Raw genomic sequence first — 21,949 nt, 5'->3', positions numbered from 1 at the left:
CATGAGCAGTCCCCTGTCCGGGCCCCTGCCCGCATCGCTCGCACGGCATGGGCGCAGGCTGGCCCAGGGCGCCCTGGCGCTGGGCCTGTGCGCCACGGTGGTGGCCAGCGAGCCGCCGCGCGAGGCCGGCCACGCCCAGCCCATCGATTTGCTGACCCGTCCCTCTCCCGCCACCAGCCATGGCGCCCGCCGGCTGCTCACGGACGTCGCCCAGGCGGGCTCGCGCCTGGTGGCGGTGGGCGAATCGGGCCTGGTGCTGCTGTCCGACGATGGGGGACGCCAGTGGCGCCAGGCCCCCACGCCCACCTCGGTGATGCTGACCGCCGTGAGCTTCGGCAGCGCCCAGGCCGGCTGGGCCGTGGGCCACGACGGCGTGGTCCTGGCCACGCGCGATGGCGGGGCCACCTGGCAACGCCAGCTCGATGGCCGCCAGGCCGACCCGCTGATCCTGGCCGCTGCGCGCGCACAGCTCGACAAGCTGCCGCCCGGCAACGGCGAGGATCCCTCGCCCCAACGCCTGCAGGCCGAAGATGCCGTGGCCGCGGCCGAAGCGGCCATATCGGGCGGGCCGTCCAAGCCCCTGCTGGCCGTGCGCTTCTTCGATGCGCAGCGCGGTCTGGCCGCCGGGGCCTTCGGTCAGCTCTTCCAGACGGAAGATGCCGGCCGGCACTGGACCTACATCGGCGACCGGCTGGACAACCCCGAGGGCCTGCACCTCAACGGCATCACGCTGACCCCGGCCGGGCAGGTGCTGATCGCCGCGGAGAACGGCACGGTCTTCAGCTCGCCCGACCAGGGCCGCAGCTGGACGAAGGCCCAGGTCGGCTACAACGGCCACCTGTACGGGGTGCTGGCCCTGCCCGGCACGGGCCTGACCGCCTATGGCTTCAATGGCAACGTGTTCCGCTCGCTGGACGGCGGCACCAGCTGGAAGCCCGTCAACAGCCACAGCGCCCGCGCCATCGTGTCGGCCCAGGCCGTCCCGGGCGGCGCACTGCTGCTCAACGAGGAAGGCCAGGTGCTGCTCAGCCAGGACGGCGGGGCCTCGTACCGGGCCCTGGGCGCCCGGCTGCCCGTCAAGCGGCTGAGTGGCGTGGCCTTCACCAAGCCCCATGAAATCGTCACCGTGGGCCTGGGTGGCGCCTCGGTGCACACCGTGCCCTGGAAAAGGACATCACCATGACTGCGTCTACCGGCTGGGCCGTCCGCCTGCAGGCGGCGGCCGAGCGCGCCCTGTTCTCGCGGCGGCCACTGTGGCTGCTTTTTTTCGCGATCACCTCGGCCGTGCTACTGTGGCAGGCCACGCTGCTGCGTCCTGACGCCAGCTTCCAGAAGATGGTGCCCACGGCGCACCCCTTCATCGTCAACAGCCTGCGCTTCGTCAACGAGCTGCGCCCCCTGGGCAACACCGTGCGCATCGCGGTGGAAGCCACCGACGGCGACATCTACAACCGCGAGTACCTGGAGGTGGTGCGCAAAGTCACCGACGAGGTCTTCTACATCCCCGGCATCGACCGGGGCAACCTGCGCTCGCTGTGGACGCCCAACACGCTGTGGTTCGAGGCCACGGAAGATGGGCTGCGTTCCGGCAAGGTGGTGCCGGCGGATTTCGGCAGCCTGGGCATCCGGCGCGACGTGGCCGTGGTGCGCGAGAACATCGCCAAGGCCGGCCTGGTGGGCAGCCTGGTGTCCAACGACCACAAATCGAGCGTGATCGTGGCGCCGCTGCTGGAGAACGACCCGGACACCGGCGAGCACCTGGATTACGCCGTGTTCTCCGAGCGCCTGGAAACCCAGCTGCGCGAGCGCTACGAGCGCCCCGGCATCCGCATCCACATCGTCGGCTTCGCCAAGCTGGTGGGTGACCTGATCCACGGCGCAGGCGCCATCGGCCTGTTCTTCGCGCTCACCGTGGCGCTGACCACCGTGCTGCTGTGGATCTACTCGCGCTGCTGGCGCAGCACGCTGGTCACCATCGGCTGCTGCCTGCTGGCCGTGGTGTGGCACCTGGGCATCATGCACGCGCTGGGCTTCGGGCTGGACCCGTACTCCATCCTCGTGCCCTTCCTCACCTTCGCCATCGGCGTGTCGCACGCGGTGCAGAACATCAACACCTTCGCCAGCGAAAGCCACCGGGGCGCCAACAAGCTGGGCGCGGCCAAGGCCACCTTCTCGCTGCTGTTCGTGCCCGGCACGGTCGCCCTGCTGTGCGACGTGGTGGGCTTTTCGACACTGCTGATCATCGACATCGGCGTGATCCGCGAACTGGCCATCAGCGCCAGCGTGGGGGTGGGCGTGATCATCTTCACCAAGATGTTCCTGCTTCCCATCGCCATGTCCTACACGGGCATCTCGCGCGGCGGCCTCAAGGCCGCGCAGCGGCGCGCCCAGGGCCCGCACCGCATCGCCTCGGCCATCGCCTCGCTGGCCTCGGGCCGGCGCGCCTGGGGCGTGCTGGGTGTGGCTGCCGTGGTGGGCGTGGCCGGCTTCGTGGTCAGCCGCCACCTGCAGATCGGCGACCTGGACCCGGGCGCGCCGGAGCTGCGCCCCCACTCGGTCTACAACCAGGACGTGGCCTTCTTCACCAGGAACTACGCCACCAGCGCCGATGCCTTCGTGGTGATGGTCAAGACACCGCCTGGCGAGTGCGGTGCCTATGCGGCGGCCAGCACCGTGACCCAGCTGCAGTGGGCGCTGGAGGAAACGGCCGGGGTGCAGGGCACCATGTCGCTGTTCGACTGGATGAAGCAGATCATCTCGGGCAGCTACGGCGGCAACCTCAAGTGGTCCACCGTCTCGCGCAACCGCTACATCTCGAACTCGGCGCACAAGGGCATCCCGCAGGCCTTCTACAACGACGACTGCTCGATGATCCCCGTGATCGCCTACCTGGCCGACCACAAGGCGGCCACGCTCAAGGGCGTGATCAAGACGGTCGAGGCCTTCAGCCAGACCCACGGCGGCCCGCACGCCGAGATCCTGATGGCCGCGGGCAACGCCGGCATCGAGGCCGCCACCAACGAGGTGGTCGAGAAGGCCTGGCGGCCCATGCTGCTGCTGGTCTACGGCATCGTGGCAGCGCTGCTGATGCTGGAGTTCCGCTCCATCCGCGTCACGCTGTGCCTGCTGATCCCCTTGGTCATCACCTCGCTGCTGTGCGAGGCCGTGATGACGGTGATGGGCCTGGGCGTGAAGGTGGCCACCCTGCCAGTGATCGCGCTGGGCGTGGGCATCGGCGTGGACTACGGCATCTACCTGTACAACCGCCTGGAGACCTACCTGCGCCAGGGCCTGCCGCTGCGCGAGGCCTACCTGGAGACCATGAAGACCACCGGCCTGGCCGTGGCCTTCACCGGCATCTCGCTGGCGGCCGGCGTGCTGACCTGGGTGATGTCGGACATCAAGTTCCAGGCCGACATGGGCCTGCTGCTGACCTTCATGTTCCTGTGGAACATGGTGGGCGCCGTGCTGCTGATCCCGGCGCTGGCCGGGGTGATGGGGCTGGGCCGCCGCCCGGCCACCGCCCCCGCCGGGGCGGCTCAGCCAGCACCGCCACCTCAGGGCGGCATGGCGTTTCAGCCGCGCTGAGCGGGCGCCTCCTCATGCAGGGCCTCGGGCTGATCACCCGGGGCCTTGCCGCCTTTGGGGCGGTGCGCAAAGTCCGGGCCCAGCTCTTCGATGCGGTAGCAGTGACCGGGGTAGGTGCGGTTCAGCCCATCGGACAGCAAGGTGGGATAGCCCTCGTACGGCACGAAGCGCTTGATGGCGGCGCGGGCCTTGAGCACGCCATGCGTCACGGCCTTCAGCCACGAAGGCGGCGCTGACAGCCCCACGGCGGGCAGCAGCCGGTCAGGCACCAGCGCCGCCACCGCCGGCTTCACGGCGAAGCGCAGGGGCTTGGGCAACCAGGCCGCCATGATGTCGATGGTGGCCTGCGCCACTCGCTCGTTGCCCACCGCGTACTTGAGCTTGCGCGATTCGTACTCGGCCACGAAAGCGTCGAACTCGGCCCAGGTGGCGGGGATGTCCTGGAGGTTCATGCGCCGCCCGATCTCGATCCAGTAGTGGAACCAGGCCTCGCGCTCATGGGCGGTCATCGCGCGCCAGCCGTAGTCCTGCAGCCAGCGGGTCGGGAAATCCAGGAAGGTCCACAGCACGAACAGGAAGTCCTCGTTCTCGATGCGGTAGAAGGAGTGGATGTGGTTCATCTGCTCGATGGAGCGCCGGCCCTTGTCGGCCTCCCAACCGCTTTCGATGTACTGCGCGATCAACAGGCGGGTATCGTCGTAGCGCTTCTGGCCATGCTTGCTGAACTGCTTGGTGCGGTCCAGCAGGGCCGAGACGGTCTGGCTGCCATAGGTGTGGAACAGCGCCAGCTCGGTCGAGCGCTGCATGTCGGCCGGGAACTCGTAGGCCGTCAGCAGGTAGACGATGCGCTGGCAATCGCGCCTGGCGTCGAGCGATTCGATCTCGCGCTGCACGGCAGGGTTGCGCCACAGCCCGAGCCAGCGCCGGTACTCGGGACCGGGCCCGCGCTCAGGCACTGAAAAAGGGCAGCCTGCGGCGCCGGTGGGTAGGTTCTCGCTCATCTCGTCGTGCTCCGTGTTCATGCTGAAACGCTGGCCGCGGACCGGCAGCGTCGCTGCACGCTAGAGAGCGCGCCCCCTTGCAGCCATCGTCATTTCCGACGATTCGGGATGAACGGCATTTGTCTGAAGCGACGATGGGTGTCGGGCCCTTGTTTTCCTAGGATCGGCTGACATCTGCACCTGTCCCGCAACCGCCCTCAGAAGGAAGACAAACACCATGGAGATCCGTGCCGCCGTCACCCGCGAAGCCGGTCGATTCAGCATCGAAGCGGTCGATCTCGACGAGCCCCTGGCCGATGAGGTGCTTGTGCGTCTCGTGGCCACGGGCATGTGCCACACCGACCTGGTCGCCCTGGACCAGCACATGCCCTATCCCCTGCCCGCCATCCTGGGGCATGAGGGGGTGGGCGTGGTCGAGCGCGTCGGGCCTCAGGCCAGCCGGGTGCGCGCAGGCGACCATGTCGTGCTGAGCTTCGCGGCGTGCGGTCACTGCCCGACCTGCCAGGCAGGGCGCCCGGCCTACTGCCAGACCGCGCGCCAGCTGAACCTGGCCGTGCGCCGTCCCGACGGGCGTTGCGCGCACCATGCGGCAGGTCAGCCCGTGTCCGCAGGCTTCTTCGGGCAGTCGTCCTTTGCCTCACATGCGCTGGTGCGAGAGCGCGATGCCGTGCGCGTGCGCGGCGACGTGCCGCTGGCTGCGCTGGCGCCGCTGGGCTGCAGCGTGCAGACCGGCGCGGGTGGGGTGCTCAACGTGCTCAAGCCCTCCGCGGGCAGCAGCATCGCGGTGTTCGGCCTGGGCGCCGTCGGACTGTCGGCCGTGATGGCCGCGCGCCTGGCGGGGTGCGGGCGCATCATCGCGATCGATCTGCACGGCACCCGGCTCGACATGGCCGCCGGCTTCGGCGCCACCGACCTGATCAAGGTGGACGACACCTCCAGCGCCGCGCGGGTGCAGACCCTGGTGGCCGGCGGCGTCGACTTTGCCGTCGATGCCACCGGCGTGCCTGCCGTGATGGCCGAGGCGGTGGCCGCCACGCACCGCACGGGCACCAGCCTGATGCTGGGCCTGCCCCCTCCGACGGTCAAGGTGCCGCTGGATGCGGGCCTGCTGCTGGGTGGCCGCACCATCCGCGCCTCCATCGAAGGCGACAGCGTGCCGGGCCTGTTCATCCCGCAACTGGTGGAGCTGCAACGCACAGGGCAACTGCCCTTCGAGCGCATGTGCAAGGTCTACCCGCTGGACGCCATCAACGAGGCGGTGCGCGATTGCCGGGACGGCAGCACCATCAAACCCATCATCACCATGGACGCGGCATGACTGCCACCGTGTTGAACGCGCAGGACGCCAGCCGCCTGCAGACCTGGCTGGCGCAGCATGTGCCGGGCGCCCAGGGGCCGATGCGCCTGGAGCGCATCCATGGCGGGCAATCCAACCCCACCTTCTTCGCGAACTTCGACGAGGCCGCGCTGGTGTTGCGCAAGCAGCCGCCGGGCGAGCTGCTGCCATCGGCGCATGCGGTGGACCGGGAGTTCCGCATCCAGCAGGCCCTGGCCGACACCGACGTGCCTGTGCCGCGCATGCGCGCCTTCTGCGAAGACCGCGGCGTGATCGGCACACCCTTCTATGTGATGGACAGGCTGCAAGGGCGTGTGCTGTCCAGCCAGTCCATCCCGGAGCTGCCGCCCGCGCAACGCCGCGCCTGCTGGCTGGCCATGGCCGAGACGCTGGCGCGCCTGCACGCGGTGGACTGGGCCGCCTTGGGCTTGGCCGACTACGGCAAGCCAGGCAATTTCTTCGCCCGGCAGATCAACCGCTGGACACGGCAGTGGCAGGCCTCACGCACGCGCGAGGACGCGAACATCGAGCGCCTGATCAAGTGGTTGCCGGCGCACACCCCGCCGGGCGACGAGACAACCATCGCGCATGGTGATTTCCGCCTGGGCAACCTGATGTTCCACCCGAACGAACCGAGGGTGATCGCCGTGCTCGACTGGGAGCTGTCGACACTGGGGCACCCCTTGGCCGATGCGGCCTACAGCGCGATGGCCTGGCACACGGCGCCCAGTGCCTTCGATGGGCTGCGGGGGCTGGATCTGGCGGCCTTGGGGCTGCCGACGCAGGCGGAGTACCTGGGGCATTACCAGGCATGCAGTGGGCGGGGCGATGGGGTGTCGAACTTCCACCTGGCGTTTTCGCTGTTCCGGTTCGCAGTGATCCTGGAAGGGATCAGTGCGCGGGCGCAGAGCGGGAATGCGTTTGCAGAGGATGCCGTTGCTGTGGGACGGCAGTCGGCTGCGTTTGCCCAGGCTGCCGTGGAGTTGATCTGATGACCTTCTTTGTCTGCGTTTGTTCTGGCGCTTTGTCGTGAGCGCGCGGGGCGGGGCCTGAGGGGGACTCTGGCCTGGGTGCCCCGCTCACCGCATGCCACCTCTGTGCACGCCACCAGCGGGGCACAAAAGGGATGTGGGGGCAGACGGCCGGGCGCCTTGTTGGCGCCGAGCAGCGCAGCGGCGAGGTGGGGGCGCGCGCAGCGCGCTTCGTTGACTGACTCGCCGCCCTTGTTTGAACGGAGCGTCCGCAGGACGCGCAGTGAGTTGGGCGGCGCCACCTCGACGTGAGCAGCACAGGGCAGTCACGCCGAAGGCGGAACCGCCAACATTGAAGCCCGGACGGCTGCCACCACATCCCGTGCCCCGCGCTCTCACGAAAAAGCGCACGAGCCTTCAAACAGCCAGAATCAGTCAATCACGCCTTGGAAGCGACCTTGGGCAAACTCACCCCCAACTCCCGCGCCAACGCCTCACTGTGCTGCCCCACCGTCGCCGCCGGCTCCAGTTCCTGATCCGGCCACGCGGAAAACCGCACCGGCGCCCGCACCTCGATGTACTCGCCCTCCGTCGGATGAGCCCGCTGATGCAGCAACCCGCTGGCCTGCAACTGCGGATCCACCAGCAGATCCTCGATGTCGTTCACCCGCATCGCAGGCACGTTGATCTCCGCCAGCAGCGTCAGCCATTCGTCCGTCGTGCGTGACGGGGTGATCTCGAACATCAGCTCATACATCTGGCCCATGTTGCGCCGACGCGTGGGCCCATCGATGAAGCGAGCCTCCTTGAGTACCTCGGCCCGCCCCACCGCCTCGAAGAAGCGCACCCACCGATCGTCCAGGTAGGGCGCGATCGCGATCCAGCCGTCCTTGGTCGGCATGGGCTGGCGTGTCGGGTCCACCTGCCGGGTGTAGCGGGCCGGGCCCGTGGGCGGCACGAAGGTGCGGTCGAACAGATGCTCCAGCAGGTTGAAACTGGCCACCGCCTCGAACATCGGCACCTCGACAAACTGGCCCTGCCCCGAGCGCAAGCGGTGCACCAACGCGGCCATCACCGCGTACGCCGCATGCAGCCCGGACACCTTGTCGGCCAGCGTCATCGGCAGGTAGCGGGGGCGCGGGTTGCCATCGACATGCGGCAGCAAGGTCGCCACGCCGGCAGCGGCCTGGATGATGTCGTCATAGGCCTGCAGGCCGGCATAAGGGCCTCGCTGGTCGAAACCGGTGCAGTGCACATAGACGATGTCGGGTTTGATCGCCCGCACGGCCTCGTACCCGAAGCCCAGGCGCTCCATCGCATCGGCGCGCACGTTGTGGATGAACACGTCGCTCGATTCGATCAGCTTGTGCAGGGCCGCGCGGCCCGCTTCACTGCGCAGGTCCCAATCCACCGATCGCTTGCCACGGTTCAGCCGCAGGTGGATGGGGCTCATGCCCGCCGTCTTCGGTGGCGTGCCCACCAGGCGTATGGCATCGCCCATGCCGGTCGGCTCGACCTTCACCACGTCGGCGCCCAGGTCGGCCAGCACCTGCGTCGCATACGGGCCAAAGATCACGGTGCTCATGTCGGCCACGCGGATGCCTTGGAGCATGGAAGGAGAAGCGGTCATGACAGCTTTCGAAAAGTAGGGGGCGCGGATGCAGGCAGCGCGGCACCCGCAATGACGTTCGGCCGGGATCTTCGGGCGCCAGGGCAGGCACATCAATCGTCAGAACGGACGACGCCACCCAGCCGCTGTGTTCAGCACACCTCCAAGCCCCTCATTTCGTCGCTTCAGACGATCACACCCCGCGACGCTTCTCGCCACACTGCCGCATCCCATCCCCCGAGAACCGTCGAGAACACCGCATGGAGCACCGCACACGCACCCACACCGATCCGGCCCGCACGCCGTTGATCATCGGCGTGGGAGAGATCACCTGGCGAGACAAGGACCCGGCCCATGGGCTGGAACCGATCGCGCTGATGGAAGCGGCCCTGCGCGCCGCGCAGGAAGACGCCCTGGCCGGCGCACGCCCCCACGCCGGCACGGCCTTGCTGCAGGGCATCGATGCACTGGATGTGGTGTGCGAGCACTCCTGGCCTTATGCCGATGCGCCCGCCCTGCTGTGCGAGCGCCTGCACATCCGCCCACGGCACCGCGCCTATGCCGCGGCCGGCGGCGAATCACCCGTGCGGCTGCTGCATGAGGCGGCCCTTCGCATCGCAGCGGGCGAGAGCGCGGTGGCGGCCGTGGTCGGTGCCGAGTCCAGCCACACCGTGGCCACTGCCACCAAGGCCGGGCTCTCCCTGCCCTGGTCACCGAAGGACACCGGTGCACGCCTGCTGCGCGGCGCCGACATCTGCCATCCTCAGGCCGTGCGCCACGGGGTGGTCGCCCCCGTCAACGTGTACCCCTTTTACGAGAACGCCCTGGCGAGCGCCTGGGGCCAGAGCCCCGCACAGGCGCTGCAGGAATCGGCGCTGTTGTGGTCCTCGATGAGCCAGGCCGCCGCCCGCAACCCGCACGCCTGGCAGCGCCAGGCCCTGGGGCCCGACGACATCGCCACACCCAGTGAGCGCAACCGCCTGATCGCCTGGCCCTATACCTTGCGCATGGTGGCCAACCCGCTGGTCAACATGGGCGCGGCCGTGCTGCTGACCAGCCTGGAGATGGCGCTGGAACTGGGCATCTCCCCCGACCGGATGGTCCACGTGTGGGGTGGTGCCTCGGCCCAGGAGCCTCGCGACTACCTGGCGCGCGACCACTACGGTCATGCCCCCGCGCAGGAGGCCGTGCTGGAGGAAGCTCAACGCCTGGTCGATGGCAAGCCTTTCGATCTGCTGGAGCTGTACAGCTGCTTCCCCGTGGTGCCCAAGATGGCGCGCCGCACCCTGGGCCTGCCGGCCAATGCGCCGGTGAGCGCCACTGGAGGCCTGAGCTTCTTCGGTGCGCCACTGAACAACTACATGACACATGCAGTTGCTGCGTTGGTGAGAGGGCTTCGGCAAGCCCCTGAACACACCGCGAATGCGCCGCAACACGCCCTGCTCTACGGCCAGGGCGAGTTCGTCACGAAGCACCACGCCATGGTGCTGTCCACACAGCCACCGCCCCCGGGGCGCCTGCGTCCGGACCACAGCGTTCAGGTGCAGGCCGACCAGCGACGCGGGCCCGTGCCACCGCTGACAGATCAGCACGAAGGCCCTGCCACCGTTGAAACACACACGGTGGTCTATGGCCGCGAGGGCCAGCCCGACTTCGGCATCGTCATCGCGCGCACACCGGATGGCCAACGCCTGATGTCGCGGGTGACCGCCACGGACACGGCCACGCTCGCACGTCTGACAGCCCTGGACCGCAGCCCTGTGGGGCAACCCGGCACGACCTCGCTTGACGATGATGGCCGCCTGCACTGGAGATTCACCGCATGAGCGCCCAGCTCCAAACACCCGCCGACCCGGTCCTGCTGATCGAGCGCCTGCCCGGCCACGTCACACGCATCACGCTGAACCGTCCATTGGCCCGCAACGCGATCAATGGCGACATCACCACGGCCCTGGACGCCGCGCTGCTGGCCACGGAACAGGACGATGACGTCCGGGCCGTCGTGCTGACCGGCAGCGGCCGCGAAGCCTTCTGTGCAGGCGCAGACCTCAAGGAGGTGGCGGCGGGACGCGGGCGGCAGTTGCGCACCGAGCGCGGTGGCTTTGCCGGCTTTGTCTATGCGCCCCGTACCAAGCCCTGGATCGCCGCCATCAACGGCCCTGCGCTGGCCGGCGGCACCGAGATCGCGCTGGCTTGCGACCTGATCGTTGCGGCCGACACCGCCACCTTCGGCCTGCCCGAAGTGCAGCGTGGCCTGATCGCCGGCGCTGGCGGCCTGTATCGCCTGCCACGCGCCCTGCCCCGGCATGTGGCCTTGGAGCTGGTGGCCACGGGTGATCCGCTTCAGGCTTCACGCGCGCATCAGTTCGGGCTCATCAACCACCTCGTCGCGGCACCAGAGCTGCAGGACACGGCCTTGTCGCTGGCACAGCGCATCGCGCGCAACGCACCGCTGGCCGTGCGCGAGAGCCTGGCGATCGCGCGCCAGGCGCATGACCTGGACGAGGCTCCGCTGAAACAGTTGAGCGCAGAAAGCCTGGCCCGGGTCGCGGCCAGCGAGGACCTGCGAGAAGGCCTGCAGGCATTCATCGAAAAACGCGCTCCGCAATGGCGGGGCTGCTGAGGAACCATGGACTTCCAACTCACGCCCGAACAAGACGACCTGCGGCAACGCACTCGCCGCTTCATCGCCGACGAGGTGATGTCTTTCGAAACCGATCCTCGCTGCACACCGCACGGCCCCACTGAGGATCTGCGCCAGGAGCTGATCGCCCGTGCCCGCTCGGCCGGCCTGCTCACCCCGCACGCCTCGCGCGAGCTGGGCGGCCTGGGCCTGTCGCACGTCGACAAGGCCATCGTCTTCGAAGAGGCCGGCTATTCGCCATTGGGGCCCGTCGCCCTGAACATCCATGCGCCTGATGAAGGCAACATCCACCTGATGGAGCTGGTGGCCACGCCCGCGCAAAAGGCACGGTGGCTCAAGCCCCTGGTGGGCGGCCACACCCGCTCGTGCTTCTGCATGACCGAGCCGGCTCCCGGAGCAGGATCCGACCCGTCGATGCTGCAGACCACCGCGCGCCGCGATGGCAGCGACTACGTGATCGACGGCACCAAGATCCACATCACGGGGGCCGTGGGGTCGGCCTTCGCCATCGTGATGGCGCGCATGGAAGACGGCAGCGCCACGATGTTCCTGACGGACATGGAGCGTCCTGGCATCACCATCGAGCGCCAGCTCGACGCATTGGACTCTTGCTTCACCGGTGGCCATGCCCTCGTGCGCTTCGATGGCGTGCGCATCCCGGAGGGTGATCGCCTGGGCGAGATCGGCCTGGGCCTGCGGCATGCGCAGTTGCGGCTGGCCCCCGCGCGCCTCACCCATTGCATGCGTTGGCTGGGCGCGGCGCGCCGTGCCCATGACACCGCCGTGGCCTACGCGCGTGAGCGCGAAGCCTTCGGCCAGAGCCTGGCGTCACACGAAGGCGTGAGCTTCATGCTGGCCGACAACGAACTGGACCTGCACACGGCGCGCCTGGTGATCTGGCACTGCGCCTGGCTGCTGGACCAAGGCGACCAAGCTGGCCATGCCTCGAGCATGGCCAAGGTGCTGTGCTCCGAGGCCGAATGGCGCGTGGTAGACCGCAGCGTGCAGATCCTGGGTGGCCGTGGCGTGACCGACCTGAGCATCGTCTCGCGCATCTTCAGCGACATGCGCGCCTTCCGCATCTACGACGGCCCGAGCGAAGTGCACCGCTGGCGCATCGGCCGGCAGATCGCACGGGGCCCGCGCCCGGCGGAGGTGGCCCGATGACGACACTGGCCGACCGCTTTTCACTGAAGGGGCAGACGGCACTGGTGACGGGTGCATCGAGCGGGCTGGGCTTGCACGCGGCAGGTGTGCTGGGGCAGGCCGGCGCGCGCGTGCTGCTGGCCGCCCGCCGGCTGGACCGGCTTCAGTCGGCCGTGGCCGCCTTGAATGCCGAGGGGCTGGAAGCCCACGCCGTGGAGCTGGACGTGAACGACGATGGTTCGGTGGTACATGCCTTCGCCCGCATCGAGGGGCGCTGGGGCCCCCCGGGCATCGTGCTGAACAATGCCGGTGTGGCGGCCTCGGCGCCGGCCCTGGCTCAGACAGAGTCTCAATGGGACCAGGTGATGAACACCAACCTGAAAGGGGCCTGGCTGGTGGCGACGGAAGCCGCGCGTCGGCTACAGGCTGCCGGCAAGACAGGCTGCATCATCAACGTGGCGTCGATCCTGGGCGAGCGCGTGGGGGGCGCCGTGGCCCCCTACTGCGCATCCAAGGCCGGGCTCATCCATCTGACCAAGGCCCTGGCCCAGGAATGGGCTCGCCTGGGCATCAGGGTGAACGCCCTGGCGCCCGGCTACATCGCGACGGAGCTGAACCGGGATTTTCTGGCCAGCGAGGCCGGACAGCGCCTGATGTCGCGGATCCCGCAACGTCGGTTCGGCACGCCATCGGATCTGGATGGCGCCTTGCTGCTGCTGGCGTCTCAGGCTGGCGCCTACATCACCGGGGCGGTGCTGGCGGTGGACGGCGGGCACCTGGTGTCACCGCTTTGAAAACCAGACTGGCCGGCCTTCGCTAGACGCAGGGCGCTGAAAAAAGGGGCGGCACACCCCGGAATCCGTGCCGCCCCAAACACACCGTGGTGCAGGAGAAAACTCAGTCAGACCGATTCCGGAACAATGGCATCCGCCGCCCCATGAACGCCGCGACCCCCTCCGCGAAATCCGGGTGATCGATCAACTCACGCTGCCGCTCGGCCTCATACGCCAGCTGCGCAGACAGGTCATTGCACCGCGCCGCTTCGAACGCACGCCTCATCTCCAGCGCGCCATGCGCCGGCAGCTCCGCCAGCCGGCGCGCCAACGCACGGCCTTCGTCCGGCAGGGCCGCATCGTCCACCACGGACCACACCAGCCCCCAGTCCAGCGCCTGATCGGCCGGCAGCTTGTCGCCCAGCAGGGTCAGGCCCAGCGCACGCGAGCGGCCCACCAGGTTCGCGAGGAACCATGTGCTGCCCAGGTCCGGCACGATGCCCAGCTTGGGCATGAACGGAAAGTAGAAATAGGCCGACCGCGCCGCCACCACCAGGTCGGCCGCCAGCGCCAGGCCCACGCCCGCGCCCGCCACCGCCCCGTTGAGCGCACTGACCACCGGGAACGGCGCCTCCCGCAGGGCCAAGACCAGCTTGTTGGACAACACGGCCATCGTGTCGGCCGTGCGCGTGCCCAGGCTGCGCGTGTCGCCCGCAGACGGCACCATGGCGCTCAGATCGGCGCCCACACAGAAGCCGCGGCCTTCACCCGTGATCAGCAGCGCCCTGACCTCGGCGTCCCGCCCTGCGCTGGACAGCACCTCCAGCAAGGCATGCTGCATCGCTTCGGTCAGCGGATTCATCCTGGCGGCGTTGTCCAGGGTCACGACCCCGACGGCCCCTTCTCGCTCGTATCGAATGCCTGACGCCATCACAGCCTTTCGACGATGGTGACGTTGGCCAGGCCCCCGCCCTCGCACATGGTCTGCAGGCCATAGCGCGCCTGGCGGTGGATCAAGGCGTGCACCAGGGTCGTCATCAGCTTGGTGCCCGAGCCGCCCAGCGGGTGGCCCAGCGCGATGGCGCCGCCATGCACGTTCAGCCTGGCCGGATCGGCACCCACGGCCTGCAGCCAGGCCAGCGGCACGGACGCGAACGCCTCGTTGACCTCGTACAGGTCGATGTCGTTGATGCTCAGCCCGGCTCTCTTGAGCGCCAGTTGGGTCGCCGGGATCGGCGCCTCCAGCATGATCACCGGGTCATGGCCGATCACGGTCATGTGGTGGATGCGGGCCAGCGGCTTGACGCCCAGGGTCTTCAGACCGCGCTCGTTGACGACCAGCAGGCCACTGGCGCCGTCACAGATCTGGCTGGCACTGGCCGCCGTCAGCGCCCCGCCTTCCTGGATCAGCTTGACACCGGCGATGCCCTCGAGCGAGGCATCGAAGCGGATGCCTTCGTCGACCAGGTGCGGCTCATTGTGGGTCTCCCCATCGGCGGTGCGCACCTGCACGGACACGATCTCTTCTTCGAAACGCCCCAGACGCGTGGCCTCGATGGCGCGCTGGTGGCTCAGGAAGGCGAAGGCATCGAGCTGGTCCTTGCCCAGGCCGTACTTGCGGGCGATGGCTTCGGCGCCGCTGAACTGGCTGAACTCCACGCCGTCGTAGCGCTTCTTCATCGACGGGCTGACATAGATGCCCAGGCCGTTCTTGAGCGGCAGCGTGATGGGCGTGCCCATCGGCACGCGGCTCATGCTCTCGACACCCGCAGCGATCACGATGTCCTGCGTGCCCGACATCACGGCCTGCGCCGCGAAGTGCAGCGCCTGCTGGGACGAGCCGCACTGGCGATCCACCGAGGTGCCGGGCACCGACTCGGGCAGCGAAGACGACAGGATGGCATTGCGCGCCACGTTGCAGGCCTGCTCGCCCACCTGGCCGACGCAGCCCATGATGACGTCGTCGACCGCGGCGGGATCGACCCCGCTGCGCTGCACCAGTGCGTCGAGCACCTGGGCGGCCAGGTCGGCAGGGTGCCAACCGGACAGGCGGCCGCCCCGGCGGCCCCCGGCCGTGCGGGCGGCGGCAACGATATAGGCTTCAGACATGGAAACGGTCCTTTGTGCAGTGTGAGATGAGGGCAGTGCGCTCAGCGCGGCGCCATGCGGATCGCGCCGTCCAGGCGCACGCTCTCGCCGTTGAAGTAGCCGTTGGTGATCATCACTTCCACCAGTTGCGCGTACTCATCCGGATCGCCCAGACGCTTCGGGAATGGCACCGACTCGGCCAGCGCCGCCTTGACGTGATCGGGCGCGGCCTGCAGCAACGGTGTGTTGAAGATGCCGGGCAGGATGGTGTTGACGCGGATGCCTTCGCCCATCAGGTCGCGCGCGATGGGCAGGGTCATGCCCACGATGCCGGCCTTGGAGGCCGAGTAGGCCGACTGGCCCATCTGCCCATCCTGCGCAGCCACCGAGGCCGTGTTGACGATGGCGCCACGCTCGCCGTCTGCCAGCGGCGGCAGGGTCAGCATGCCGGCCGCCGATTTGGCGATGCAGCGGAAGGTGGCCACCAGGTTGACCTGGATGATGCGGTCGAAGCCGGCCAGCGGGAAGTGGCGGATCTCGCCGCTGGCCTTGTCGCGGCTGGCCGTCTTGGTGGCGTTGCCGATGCCGGCGCAGTTGACCAGCACGCGCTCCTGGCCATGGCGGCTGCGTGCGCGGGCCAACGCCGCGTCCACGTCGGTGTCGGAGGTGACATCGACCTGGCAGAACACACCACCCAGGTCGCGCGCCAGGCTTTCGCCCAGGTCGGCATTCAGGTCGAAGATGGCGACTTTCACGCCCTGGGCCGCCAGGCGCCGGGCCGTGGCCGCGCCCAGGCCCGACGCGCCACCGGTCACGACGGCGGCGATGCTGGAATCGAGTTTCATGGGATCAAGGGGAAAAGTGGAGGAATGATCTGGACGGGTCAGCGGTAGAAGCGCTCACCCTGGGCCGCCATGGCACGCAGGCGGTCAGTGGCGTGATAGGCGGGCCCGAGCGAGGCGTGCTGGTCGCACAGGGCCACCACCTTGGGCAGCCCCAGCCAGTCGGCGTACTTGAGCGCGCCGCCCAGGTAGGCCGGCAGGCCCAGGCCCAGCATCAGTGCCATGTCCACCTCGGCGGCCGAGGCCACCACGCCTTCTTCCAACGCATGGGCGGCCTCGATGATCATCGGCAGCATCATGCGTTCGACGATCTCTTCGGGCGTGAAGCTGCGCTGGCCTTCGGTCTGCAGGCTGCGCACCAGTTCGTGCGCCTCGGGCGAGGAGGTCTTGCGGGGCTTGCCGCCTGCATCGGGAGCGTAGCGGTAGAAACCTTCACCGGTCTTCTGGCCATAGCGCTTGCGCGAAACCATCAGCTTCACGGCATTGCGCGCCACCGGCTTCATGCGTGTGGGGTAGCCTGCCGAGATCACATCGCCCACGTGAGAACCCGTGTCCATGCCGACCACGTCCTGCAGGTAGGCCGGCCCCATGGGCCAGCCGAAGGCTTCCATCGCCCGGTCGACCTCTTCGAAGTCGGCGCCATCGGCCAGCAGCTGCAGAAAGCCGTTCACATAGGGCGTGACGATGCGATTGACCAGGAAGCCCGGGCAATCCTTGACCACGATGGGCGTCTTGCCCATGGCCAGGGCCTGAGACACCGCCAGGCCCACGGCCGCGTCGCTGGTCTTCACGCCACGGATCACCTCGACCAGCGGCATCACCGGCACCGGGTTGAAGAAGTGCATGCCGACAACATTCTCCGGACGCAGCAGCGGGCGGGCGATGTCATCGATGCGCAGGCTGGAGGTGTTGGAGGCGATGACGGCGTCGTTGCGGATCGAGCCTTCCAGCACGCCCAGCACCTGCTGCTTGATGTCCAGGCGCTCGACCACGGCCTCGATGACCAGGTCCACCGACTCGAAGCCCCGATCGTCCAGCTGGGGCTTGATGGACTTCAGGATGGCGTCGGCCTTGTCCTGCGTGAGCCGGCCGTTCTTGACCTGGCGGCCCAGCAGCTTTCCGGCCTCGTTGAGCCCCAGGTCCAGCTGCGCGCTGGCGATGTCCTTGAGCAGCACGGGGGTACCACGCAGGGCGGCCGTGTAGGCGATGCCGCCCCCCATGATGCCGGCGCCCAGCACGGCCAGCTGCCTGACGGAGGCGCCCTGCCCCGTGTGCTTGCGCGAGGCCTTCTTGATCAGCTGGTCATTGAGGAAGACCTGCACCAGCGCACCGGCAGCCTGGGTCTTGGCGACACGGCCGAAGGCCTCGGCCTCCAGCGCCAGGGCCTGGGCCCGGCTGACGGCGGCGGCCTCGGCCATCATCTCGGCCGCGATCACGGCCGCAGGCTGATGCGGCGGGCTGCCGGCCTTGATCTTCTCGACGGCTGTGGCGAACAGGGCCTGGCGCTCGGCATCCGACAGCGGCAAGGGGTTGCGCTTGCGGGCCTGGGCGGCCTTCCAGTCCACCTGGCCATCGGCCGCGGCGCGCAACAGGGCCAAAGCCTCCTCACGCAGGGCCGCCGGCTCGGCCACCTCATCGACCACGCCTGCCGCCCTGGCAGCCGGGGCCTTGGCAGGCTTGCCGCTGGCGATCCATTCCAGCGCGGTTTGTGCCCCTGCTACGCGGGACAGACGCACCGTGCCACCGAAACCCGGGAACAGGCCCAGCTTGACCTCGGGCACGCCCACCTGCGCGGCCGTGGACATCACGCGGTGGCTGGCGGTCAGCGCCAGTTCCAGACCACCGCCCAGCGCGAAGCCGTTGATGGCCACCACGCTCGGGAAGGGCAGGTCCTCGAAGGCCACGAAGATCTGGTTCTTGACCAGCACGCCACTGGCGATCTGCTCGGCGCTGTCCTTGAACATCTCGCCGAACTCCTTGATGTCGGCACCGACGATGAAGACATCCTTGCCGCTCGTCACCAGCACGCCGCGTACATCACCCGCCTGGGCCAGCAGCTCGGTGGCCTGGCGGAACTCGTCCACCGTGCGGGCATCGAGCTTGTTGATCGGTTCATTGCGGGCGTCGAAACACAGTTCGACGAAGCCCTCGTCCAGCCTGTTCAGGCGGATGCTGTCACCTTGAAACACATGCGCTCCTTGACTGCAGTGGCCTCATGCCACGCTTTGCATGCACTGTAGAAACCGGGGCCGCCAGGGTCCATCGTCCAAAGTGACGAAATCCGCGGGGCCTGTTCACCTGGTTCAGGCCGCCCAGCGGCCAGCCACCTGCAGGCGTTCACGGCACTGCAGCACCATGCGCTCGATCAGCTCGGCACAGGTGGGCACATCGTCGATCAGGCCGATGCACTGGCCTGCGCTGACGATCCCGCCATCGACCACACCACTGGCCAGGGCAGCGCGGCCACGCTGGCCGGCCACCAGCGGGCGGATCTCTTCGAAGGTGCAGCCCCCCTCGCGGCGCTCCATCGACAGCACCTCGTCGGCGATGGCGTTGCGGAACACCCGCGCCGTGTTCTTGAGCGTTCGGAAGATCAGCGCCGTGTCGCGCTCGCTGCCACGCACCAATGCCTGCTTGATGTCGTCGTGGATCGGTGCCTCCTGCGTGACGCAAAAGCGCGTGCCCATGTTCACGCCTTCGGCGCCCAGCGCAAGCGCGGCAGCCATGCCACGGCCATCGGCGATCCCGCCGGAGGCGATCACCGGGATCTTGAGTTGGCGTGCCGCCGCCGGGATCAGCACCAGGCCGCCCACGTCGTCTTCACCGGGGTGTCCGGCGCATTCCAGTCCATCGATGGACACCATGTCCACGCCATTGCGCTCGGCGGACAGGGCATGGCGCACGGTGGTGCACTTGTGCACGATGCGCACGCCGTTGGCCTTGAAGCGGTCGATGAACTCGCGCGGGCTGTTGCCAGCCGTCTCCACGATGGTCACGCCGCCCTCGATGATGGCCGACACGTACTCGGCATAAGGCGGCGGTGTCACCGTGGGCAGGATGGTGAGGTTGACGCCGAAGGGCTTGTCGGTCAGCGCACGGCAGCGTTCGATCTCCTGGCGCAGCGCATCGGGTGTGGGCTGCGTCAGCGCCGTGATGATGCCCAGGCCGCCTGCGTTGGAAACGGCCGCGGCCAGTTCGGCCAGCCCCACCCACATCATGCCGCCCTGGATGATGGGATAGGCAATGCCCAGTTGTTCAGTCACTCGTGTCTTCATGTCGCTTGTCCAGAGAAGAGGGGTAAAGGCGGTGGGGGGCCTGCGCAGCGCGTTCACGCAGCCATGGCGGCACGTAGAAGCGGTCGGCCTGGCTGTTCGGCAGGGCCGCCAGGCGGTCGCACTGCGCCACGAAGTCGGGCAGGCCCTGGGTTTCGATGAAGGAGATGGGGCCGCCCGTCCAGGCCGGGTAACCCAGCTCGCGCACGGCCACCACATCGGCCTGTGCGGGGTCGTCGATGACGCCCTCTTCCAGGCAGCGAACGGCTTCCAGCGCGCTGGCGCTCAGCCAGCGCCAGCGGACCTCGTCGAGCGCTGGCTGCGTGGACGCGATGGCGTGGTCCAGCACATCGAGGGCCGGCGGCGGTTCGAAACCGGCCTGGCGCGCCGCATTGATCATCAAGGCCGGGCTCACGCCGTCGGCGGCCAGGGCCTGCGCTTCATCCGCATGGGCCCGCACCAGCCTGCCCGCGCAGCGGTCGGCCGGATAGCGGGTGGCCGCGGCCCATTGGCGCGTCAGGCGTGGGCCGTTCACGAACAGGGTCCGCAATCGGTTGCGGGCCACGGCGCCGGCCAGCAGCAGGCTGAAATGGCGTGCCTCCAGGGCCAGGGCCTGGTCGATCGGCAATTGCGTGCCTTCATAAACGCACGACAGGATGGCCAGAGGCGCGGGCTCGTTGTCCTGCGTGTCGCGGCGCACGCGGGCCACGCCCAGGCCAAAGCTGGCCGAGGCATGCGGCGCCAACGCACCAGCGCCTCCCGGCAGCTTGAAGCCCTTGACATCCCAGGGCTGCACGGCCTCGGCATTGGCCAGCACCCAACGGCGCGCGGCAGGGATCACATCCCTGGCATTCACCACCTGGTCCACCAGGCCGATCTGCAAGGCCTCGGTCGGGGCCACCTGTCGGCCAGACAGCAGCAGCGGCAAGGCCGCCGGGATGCCGATCAGGCGTGGCAGGCGTTGGGTACCACCACCGCCCGGCAGCACGCCGAAACCGACCTCCGGCAGGCCCACGACGGCGCGCGAACTGTCGGCCAGCACGCGGTGGTGGCAGGCCAGGCACAGTTCGAACCCGCCGCCCAGGGCCGGGCCCTGGATGGCCGCCGCCACGGGCTTGCCGCACCGCTCCAGCGCGCGGATCAACTGCTGGGCCGGGGCCAGCACCTCCAGGATCTGCGGGGGCGTGAGGCCGGCCTCATGCACGGCCAGCAGGTCTTCGGGCGCCGCACCGCTGCAAAAGCCCGTGAGCTTGCCCGAGGCCAGGACCAGGCCGCAGATCTCGGCATGGCCCGTCACGTGGGCGATCGCGGCGCCCAGATCGGCCAGGAAGCCCGGGGTGAAGGCGTTGTCCGAGCGTCCCTTGACATCGATGGTGAGCAAGGCCACCCCGTTCGCATCGACGGACAGGCTCAGGTTGTCCCACTGTTGTTCGCGCATGGCCCGTGTCCTCAGGTCCGTTCGATGATCAGGGCCGTGGCCTGCCCGGCCGCCGCGCACAGGGTGACCAGGCCGGTGGAGGCACCGCGCCGTTCGAGCTCGTCAAGCACGGTGCCCAGCAGGATGGCGCCGGTGGCCCCCAGCGGGTGGCCCAGCGCAATGGCACCGCCATTGACGTTCACGCGCGCCGGGTCGATGTCGAAGTGGCGCATGTAGGCCAGGGGCACGACCGCGAAGGCTTCGTTGACCTCGAACAGGTCGATGTCACGGATGCTCATGCCACAGCGGTCCAGCGCCCGCTGGGTGACAGGCATGGGCCCGCCCAGGCTCAGCAGGGGTTCGGAGGCGCCACTGGCGCTGGCCAGGATGCGTGCGCGCGGCCGCAGGGCCGCCCGCTGGCCGAAGGCATGGTTGCCCAGCAGCACGGCGCAGGCCCCATCGACGATGCCGCTGGCGTTGCCGCTGGTGTGCAGGTGTTCAACGCCCATCAGCTGTGGATAGCGCCGCAGCACGATGCTGTCGAAGCCCTCCTCTCCCAGGCCAGCGAACACGGGCTTGAGCTTGGCCAGATCGGCCATCGTGGTGCTGGGCCGCAGGGCTTCGTCACGCGTCAGCACCGGTCGACCGAGTTCGTCAAGCACCGGCAGCAGGGACCGATCGAAGTAAGCGCCGGCCTGCGCTGCCGCCGCGCGGCGCTGGCTTTCACAGGCATAGGCGTCGAGCTGCTCGCGCGTCAGCCCCTCGAGCGTGGCCATCAGATCGGCCGCCACGCCGTTGGGGATGTAGGGATGGTGCCGGCCCACCGCGGGATCGGTGTAGGTGGCGCCGCCGTCGCTGCCGATGGCCACGCGCGACATGGATTCCACGCCACCGCCGATCGCGGCATCGGCCTGGCCGGCCGCGATCAGCGCATGCCCCATCTTGACCGTGTCCAGTGCCGAGGTGCAGAAGCGGTTGAGCTGATAGCCCGTGACATGGTCGCCATACCCCGCCTCCAGCAAGGCCGCGCGCGCGATGTCGGCGCCCTGCTCGCCCACAGGCATGACGACGCCAAGCCCCACGTCATCGATGTCGGCCGCCTGGAACCCATTGCGCTCGCGCAGGCCCTGCAGCACGCGGGCGGCCAGCCGCACCGGGGTGGTCGCATGCAGCGCCCCGTCCGGGCGGCCCTTGCCCCGCGGCGTGCGCACATGGTCATAGACAAACACATCGTTCATGCGGTTCCCTGGGCTGAGATGGCC

Annotated in this window: 17 protein-coding genes; 8 read left to right on the top strand and 9 right to left on the bottom strand. The window is 68.8% G+C overall.

The window, feature by feature from the left end:
* Position 1: 1 nt before the first annotated feature.
* Together EIP75_RS00370 and EIP75_RS00365 are read left to right on the top strand one after the other, a co-directional pair.
* On the top strand, positions 2 to 1,183 hold the full coding sequence (locus EIP75_RS00370; protein WP_125241239.1) for a WD40/YVTN/BNR-like repeat-containing protein: 1,182 nt from the start codon (positions 2 to 4) through the stop codon (positions 1,181 to 1,183).
* A complete protein-coding gene (locus tag EIP75_RS00365; protein ID WP_125241238.1) occupies positions 1,180 to 3,588 on the top strand; it encodes an efflux RND transporter permease subunit in 2,409 nt (802 codons plus the stop codon). Before EIP75_RS00370 ends, EIP75_RS00365 begins: the two co-directional genes overlap by 4 nt.
* On the opposite strand, the gene EIP75_RS00360 is transcribed toward EIP75_RS00365, so the two are convergent.
* Positions 3,576 to 4,610, bottom strand: coding sequence for an oxygenase MpaB family protein (locus tag EIP75_RS00360; protein WP_125241237.1), 1,035 nt, complete (start codon positions 4,608 to 4,610; stop codon positions 3,576 to 3,578). The genes EIP75_RS00365 and EIP75_RS00360 overlap by 13 nt on opposite strands.
* 196 nt (positions 4,611 to 4,806) lie before the next feature.
* Here EIP75_RS00360 and EIP75_RS00355 point away from each other — a divergent pair, with 196 nt between their 5' ends.
* Positions 4,807 to 5,907 (top strand): NAD(P)-dependent alcohol dehydrogenase, encoded by a 1,101-nt coding sequence (locus EIP75_RS00355; protein WP_125241236.1) that lies wholly within the window; start codon positions 4,807 to 4,809, stop codon positions 5,905 to 5,907.
* Positions 5,904 to 6,917: a phosphotransferase family protein gene (locus EIP75_RS00350; RefSeq protein ID WP_125241235.1), complete on the top strand. Its 1,014-nt coding sequence runs from the start codon at positions 5,904 to 5,906 to the stop codon at positions 6,915 to 6,917. Before EIP75_RS00355 ends, EIP75_RS00350 begins: the two co-directional genes overlap by 4 nt.
* Positions 6,918 to 7,335: 418 nt before the next feature.
* Here the strand turns inward: EIP75_RS00350 and EIP75_RS00345 are convergent, their stop codons facing one another.
* A complete protein-coding gene (locus tag EIP75_RS00345; RefSeq protein ID WP_125241234.1) occupies positions 7,336 to 8,526 on the bottom strand; it encodes a CaiB/BaiF CoA transferase family protein in 1,191 nt (396 codons plus the stop codon).
* 239 nt (positions 8,527 to 8,765) lie between these two features.
* Here EIP75_RS00345 and EIP75_RS00340 point away from each other — a divergent pair, with 239 nt between their 5' ends.
* Genes EIP75_RS00340 through EIP75_RS00325 form a run of 4 tightly spaced genes read left to right on the top strand, consistent with a single transcriptional unit; the run spans position 8,766 to position 13,089 of the window.
* Entirely contained in the window at positions 8,766 to 10,331 is a 1,566-nt protein-coding gene (locus tag EIP75_RS00340) for an acetyl-CoA acetyltransferase (RefSeq protein WP_125241233.1), read from the top strand.
* Positions 10,328 to 11,128 carry an enoyl-CoA hydratase-related protein gene (locus EIP75_RS00335; RefSeq protein WP_125241232.1) on the top strand — a complete coding sequence of 267 codons (801 nt, stop codon included), beginning with the start codon at positions 10,328 to 10,330 and terminating at the stop codon, positions 11,126 to 11,128. Before EIP75_RS00340 ends, EIP75_RS00335 begins: the two co-directional genes overlap by 4 nt.
* A 6-nt stretch (positions 11,129 to 11,134) precedes the next feature.
* The gene (locus tag EIP75_RS00330; protein ID WP_125241231.1) at positions 11,135 to 12,316 is read left to right on the top strand and encodes an acyl-CoA dehydrogenase family protein; all 1,182 of its coding nucleotides are present in this window, start codon (positions 11,135 to 11,137) and stop codon (positions 12,314 to 12,316) included.
* Positions 12,313 to 13,089 (top strand): SDR family NAD(P)-dependent oxidoreductase, encoded by a 777-nt coding sequence (locus EIP75_RS00325; protein ID WP_125241230.1) that lies wholly within the window; start codon positions 12,313 to 12,315, stop codon positions 13,087 to 13,089. Before EIP75_RS00330 ends, EIP75_RS00325 begins: the two co-directional genes overlap by 4 nt.
* Positions 13,090 to 13,192: 103 nt before the next feature.
* On the opposite strand, the gene EIP75_RS00320 is transcribed toward EIP75_RS00325, so the two are convergent.
* The 7 genes from EIP75_RS00320 to EIP75_RS00290 all read right to left on the bottom strand — a co-directional run bounded on the left by EIP75_RS00320 (position 13,193) and on the right by EIP75_RS00290 (position 21,925).
* Positions 13,193 to 13,999, bottom strand: a complete 807-nt coding sequence (locus EIP75_RS00320; protein ID WP_125241229.1) for an enoyl-CoA hydratase-related protein — start codon at positions 13,997 to 13,999, stop codon at positions 13,193 to 13,195.
* Positions 13,999 to 15,177: an acetyl-CoA C-acetyltransferase gene (locus tag EIP75_RS00315; RefSeq protein WP_125241228.1), complete on the bottom strand. Its 1,179-nt coding sequence runs from the start codon at positions 15,175 to 15,177 to the stop codon at positions 13,999 to 14,001. The genes EIP75_RS00320 and EIP75_RS00315 overlap by 1 nt, the downstream gene beginning before the upstream one ends.
* 41 nt (positions 15,178 to 15,218) lie before the next feature.
* A complete protein-coding gene (locus EIP75_RS00310; RefSeq protein WP_125241227.1) occupies positions 15,219 to 16,001 on the bottom strand; it encodes an SDR family NAD(P)-dependent oxidoreductase in 783 nt (260 codons plus the stop codon).
* A gap of 38 nt (positions 16,002 to 16,039) precedes the next feature.
* Positions 16,040 to 18,187 (bottom strand): fatty acid oxidation complex subunit alpha FadB, encoded by a 2,148-nt coding sequence (gene fadB, locus EIP75_RS00305; protein ID WP_125241226.1) that lies wholly within the window; start codon positions 18,185 to 18,187, stop codon positions 16,040 to 16,042.
* Positions 18,188 to 18,301: 114 nt separating this feature from the next.
* Positions 18,302 to 19,273, bottom strand: a complete 972-nt coding sequence (locus EIP75_RS00300; RefSeq protein ID WP_125241225.1) for an NAD(P)H-dependent flavin oxidoreductase — start codon at positions 19,271 to 19,273, stop codon at positions 18,302 to 18,304.
* Positions 19,254 to 20,708 (bottom strand): enoyl-CoA hydratase-related protein, encoded by a 1,455-nt coding sequence (locus EIP75_RS00295; RefSeq protein ID WP_125241224.1) that lies wholly within the window; start codon positions 20,706 to 20,708, stop codon positions 19,254 to 19,256. Before EIP75_RS00295 ends, EIP75_RS00300 begins: the two co-directional genes overlap by 20 nt.
* A gap of 11 nt (positions 20,709 to 20,719) precedes the next feature.
* On the bottom strand, positions 20,720 to 21,925 hold the full coding sequence (locus EIP75_RS00290; protein ID WP_125241223.1) for an acetyl-CoA C-acetyltransferase: 1,206 nt from the start codon (positions 21,923 to 21,925) through the stop codon (positions 20,720 to 20,722).
* Positions 21,926 to 21,949 lie beyond the last annotated feature (24 nt).

This window comes from Aquabacterium soli, assembly GCF_003933735.1.
GTDB classification, from domain to species: Bacteria; Pseudomonadota; Gammaproteobacteria; order Burkholderiales; family Burkholderiaceae_C; genus Aquabacterium; species Aquabacterium soli.
Note: the sequence above shows the minus strand (reverse complement) of the source record. Positions and strands in the feature narration are given on the sequence as shown.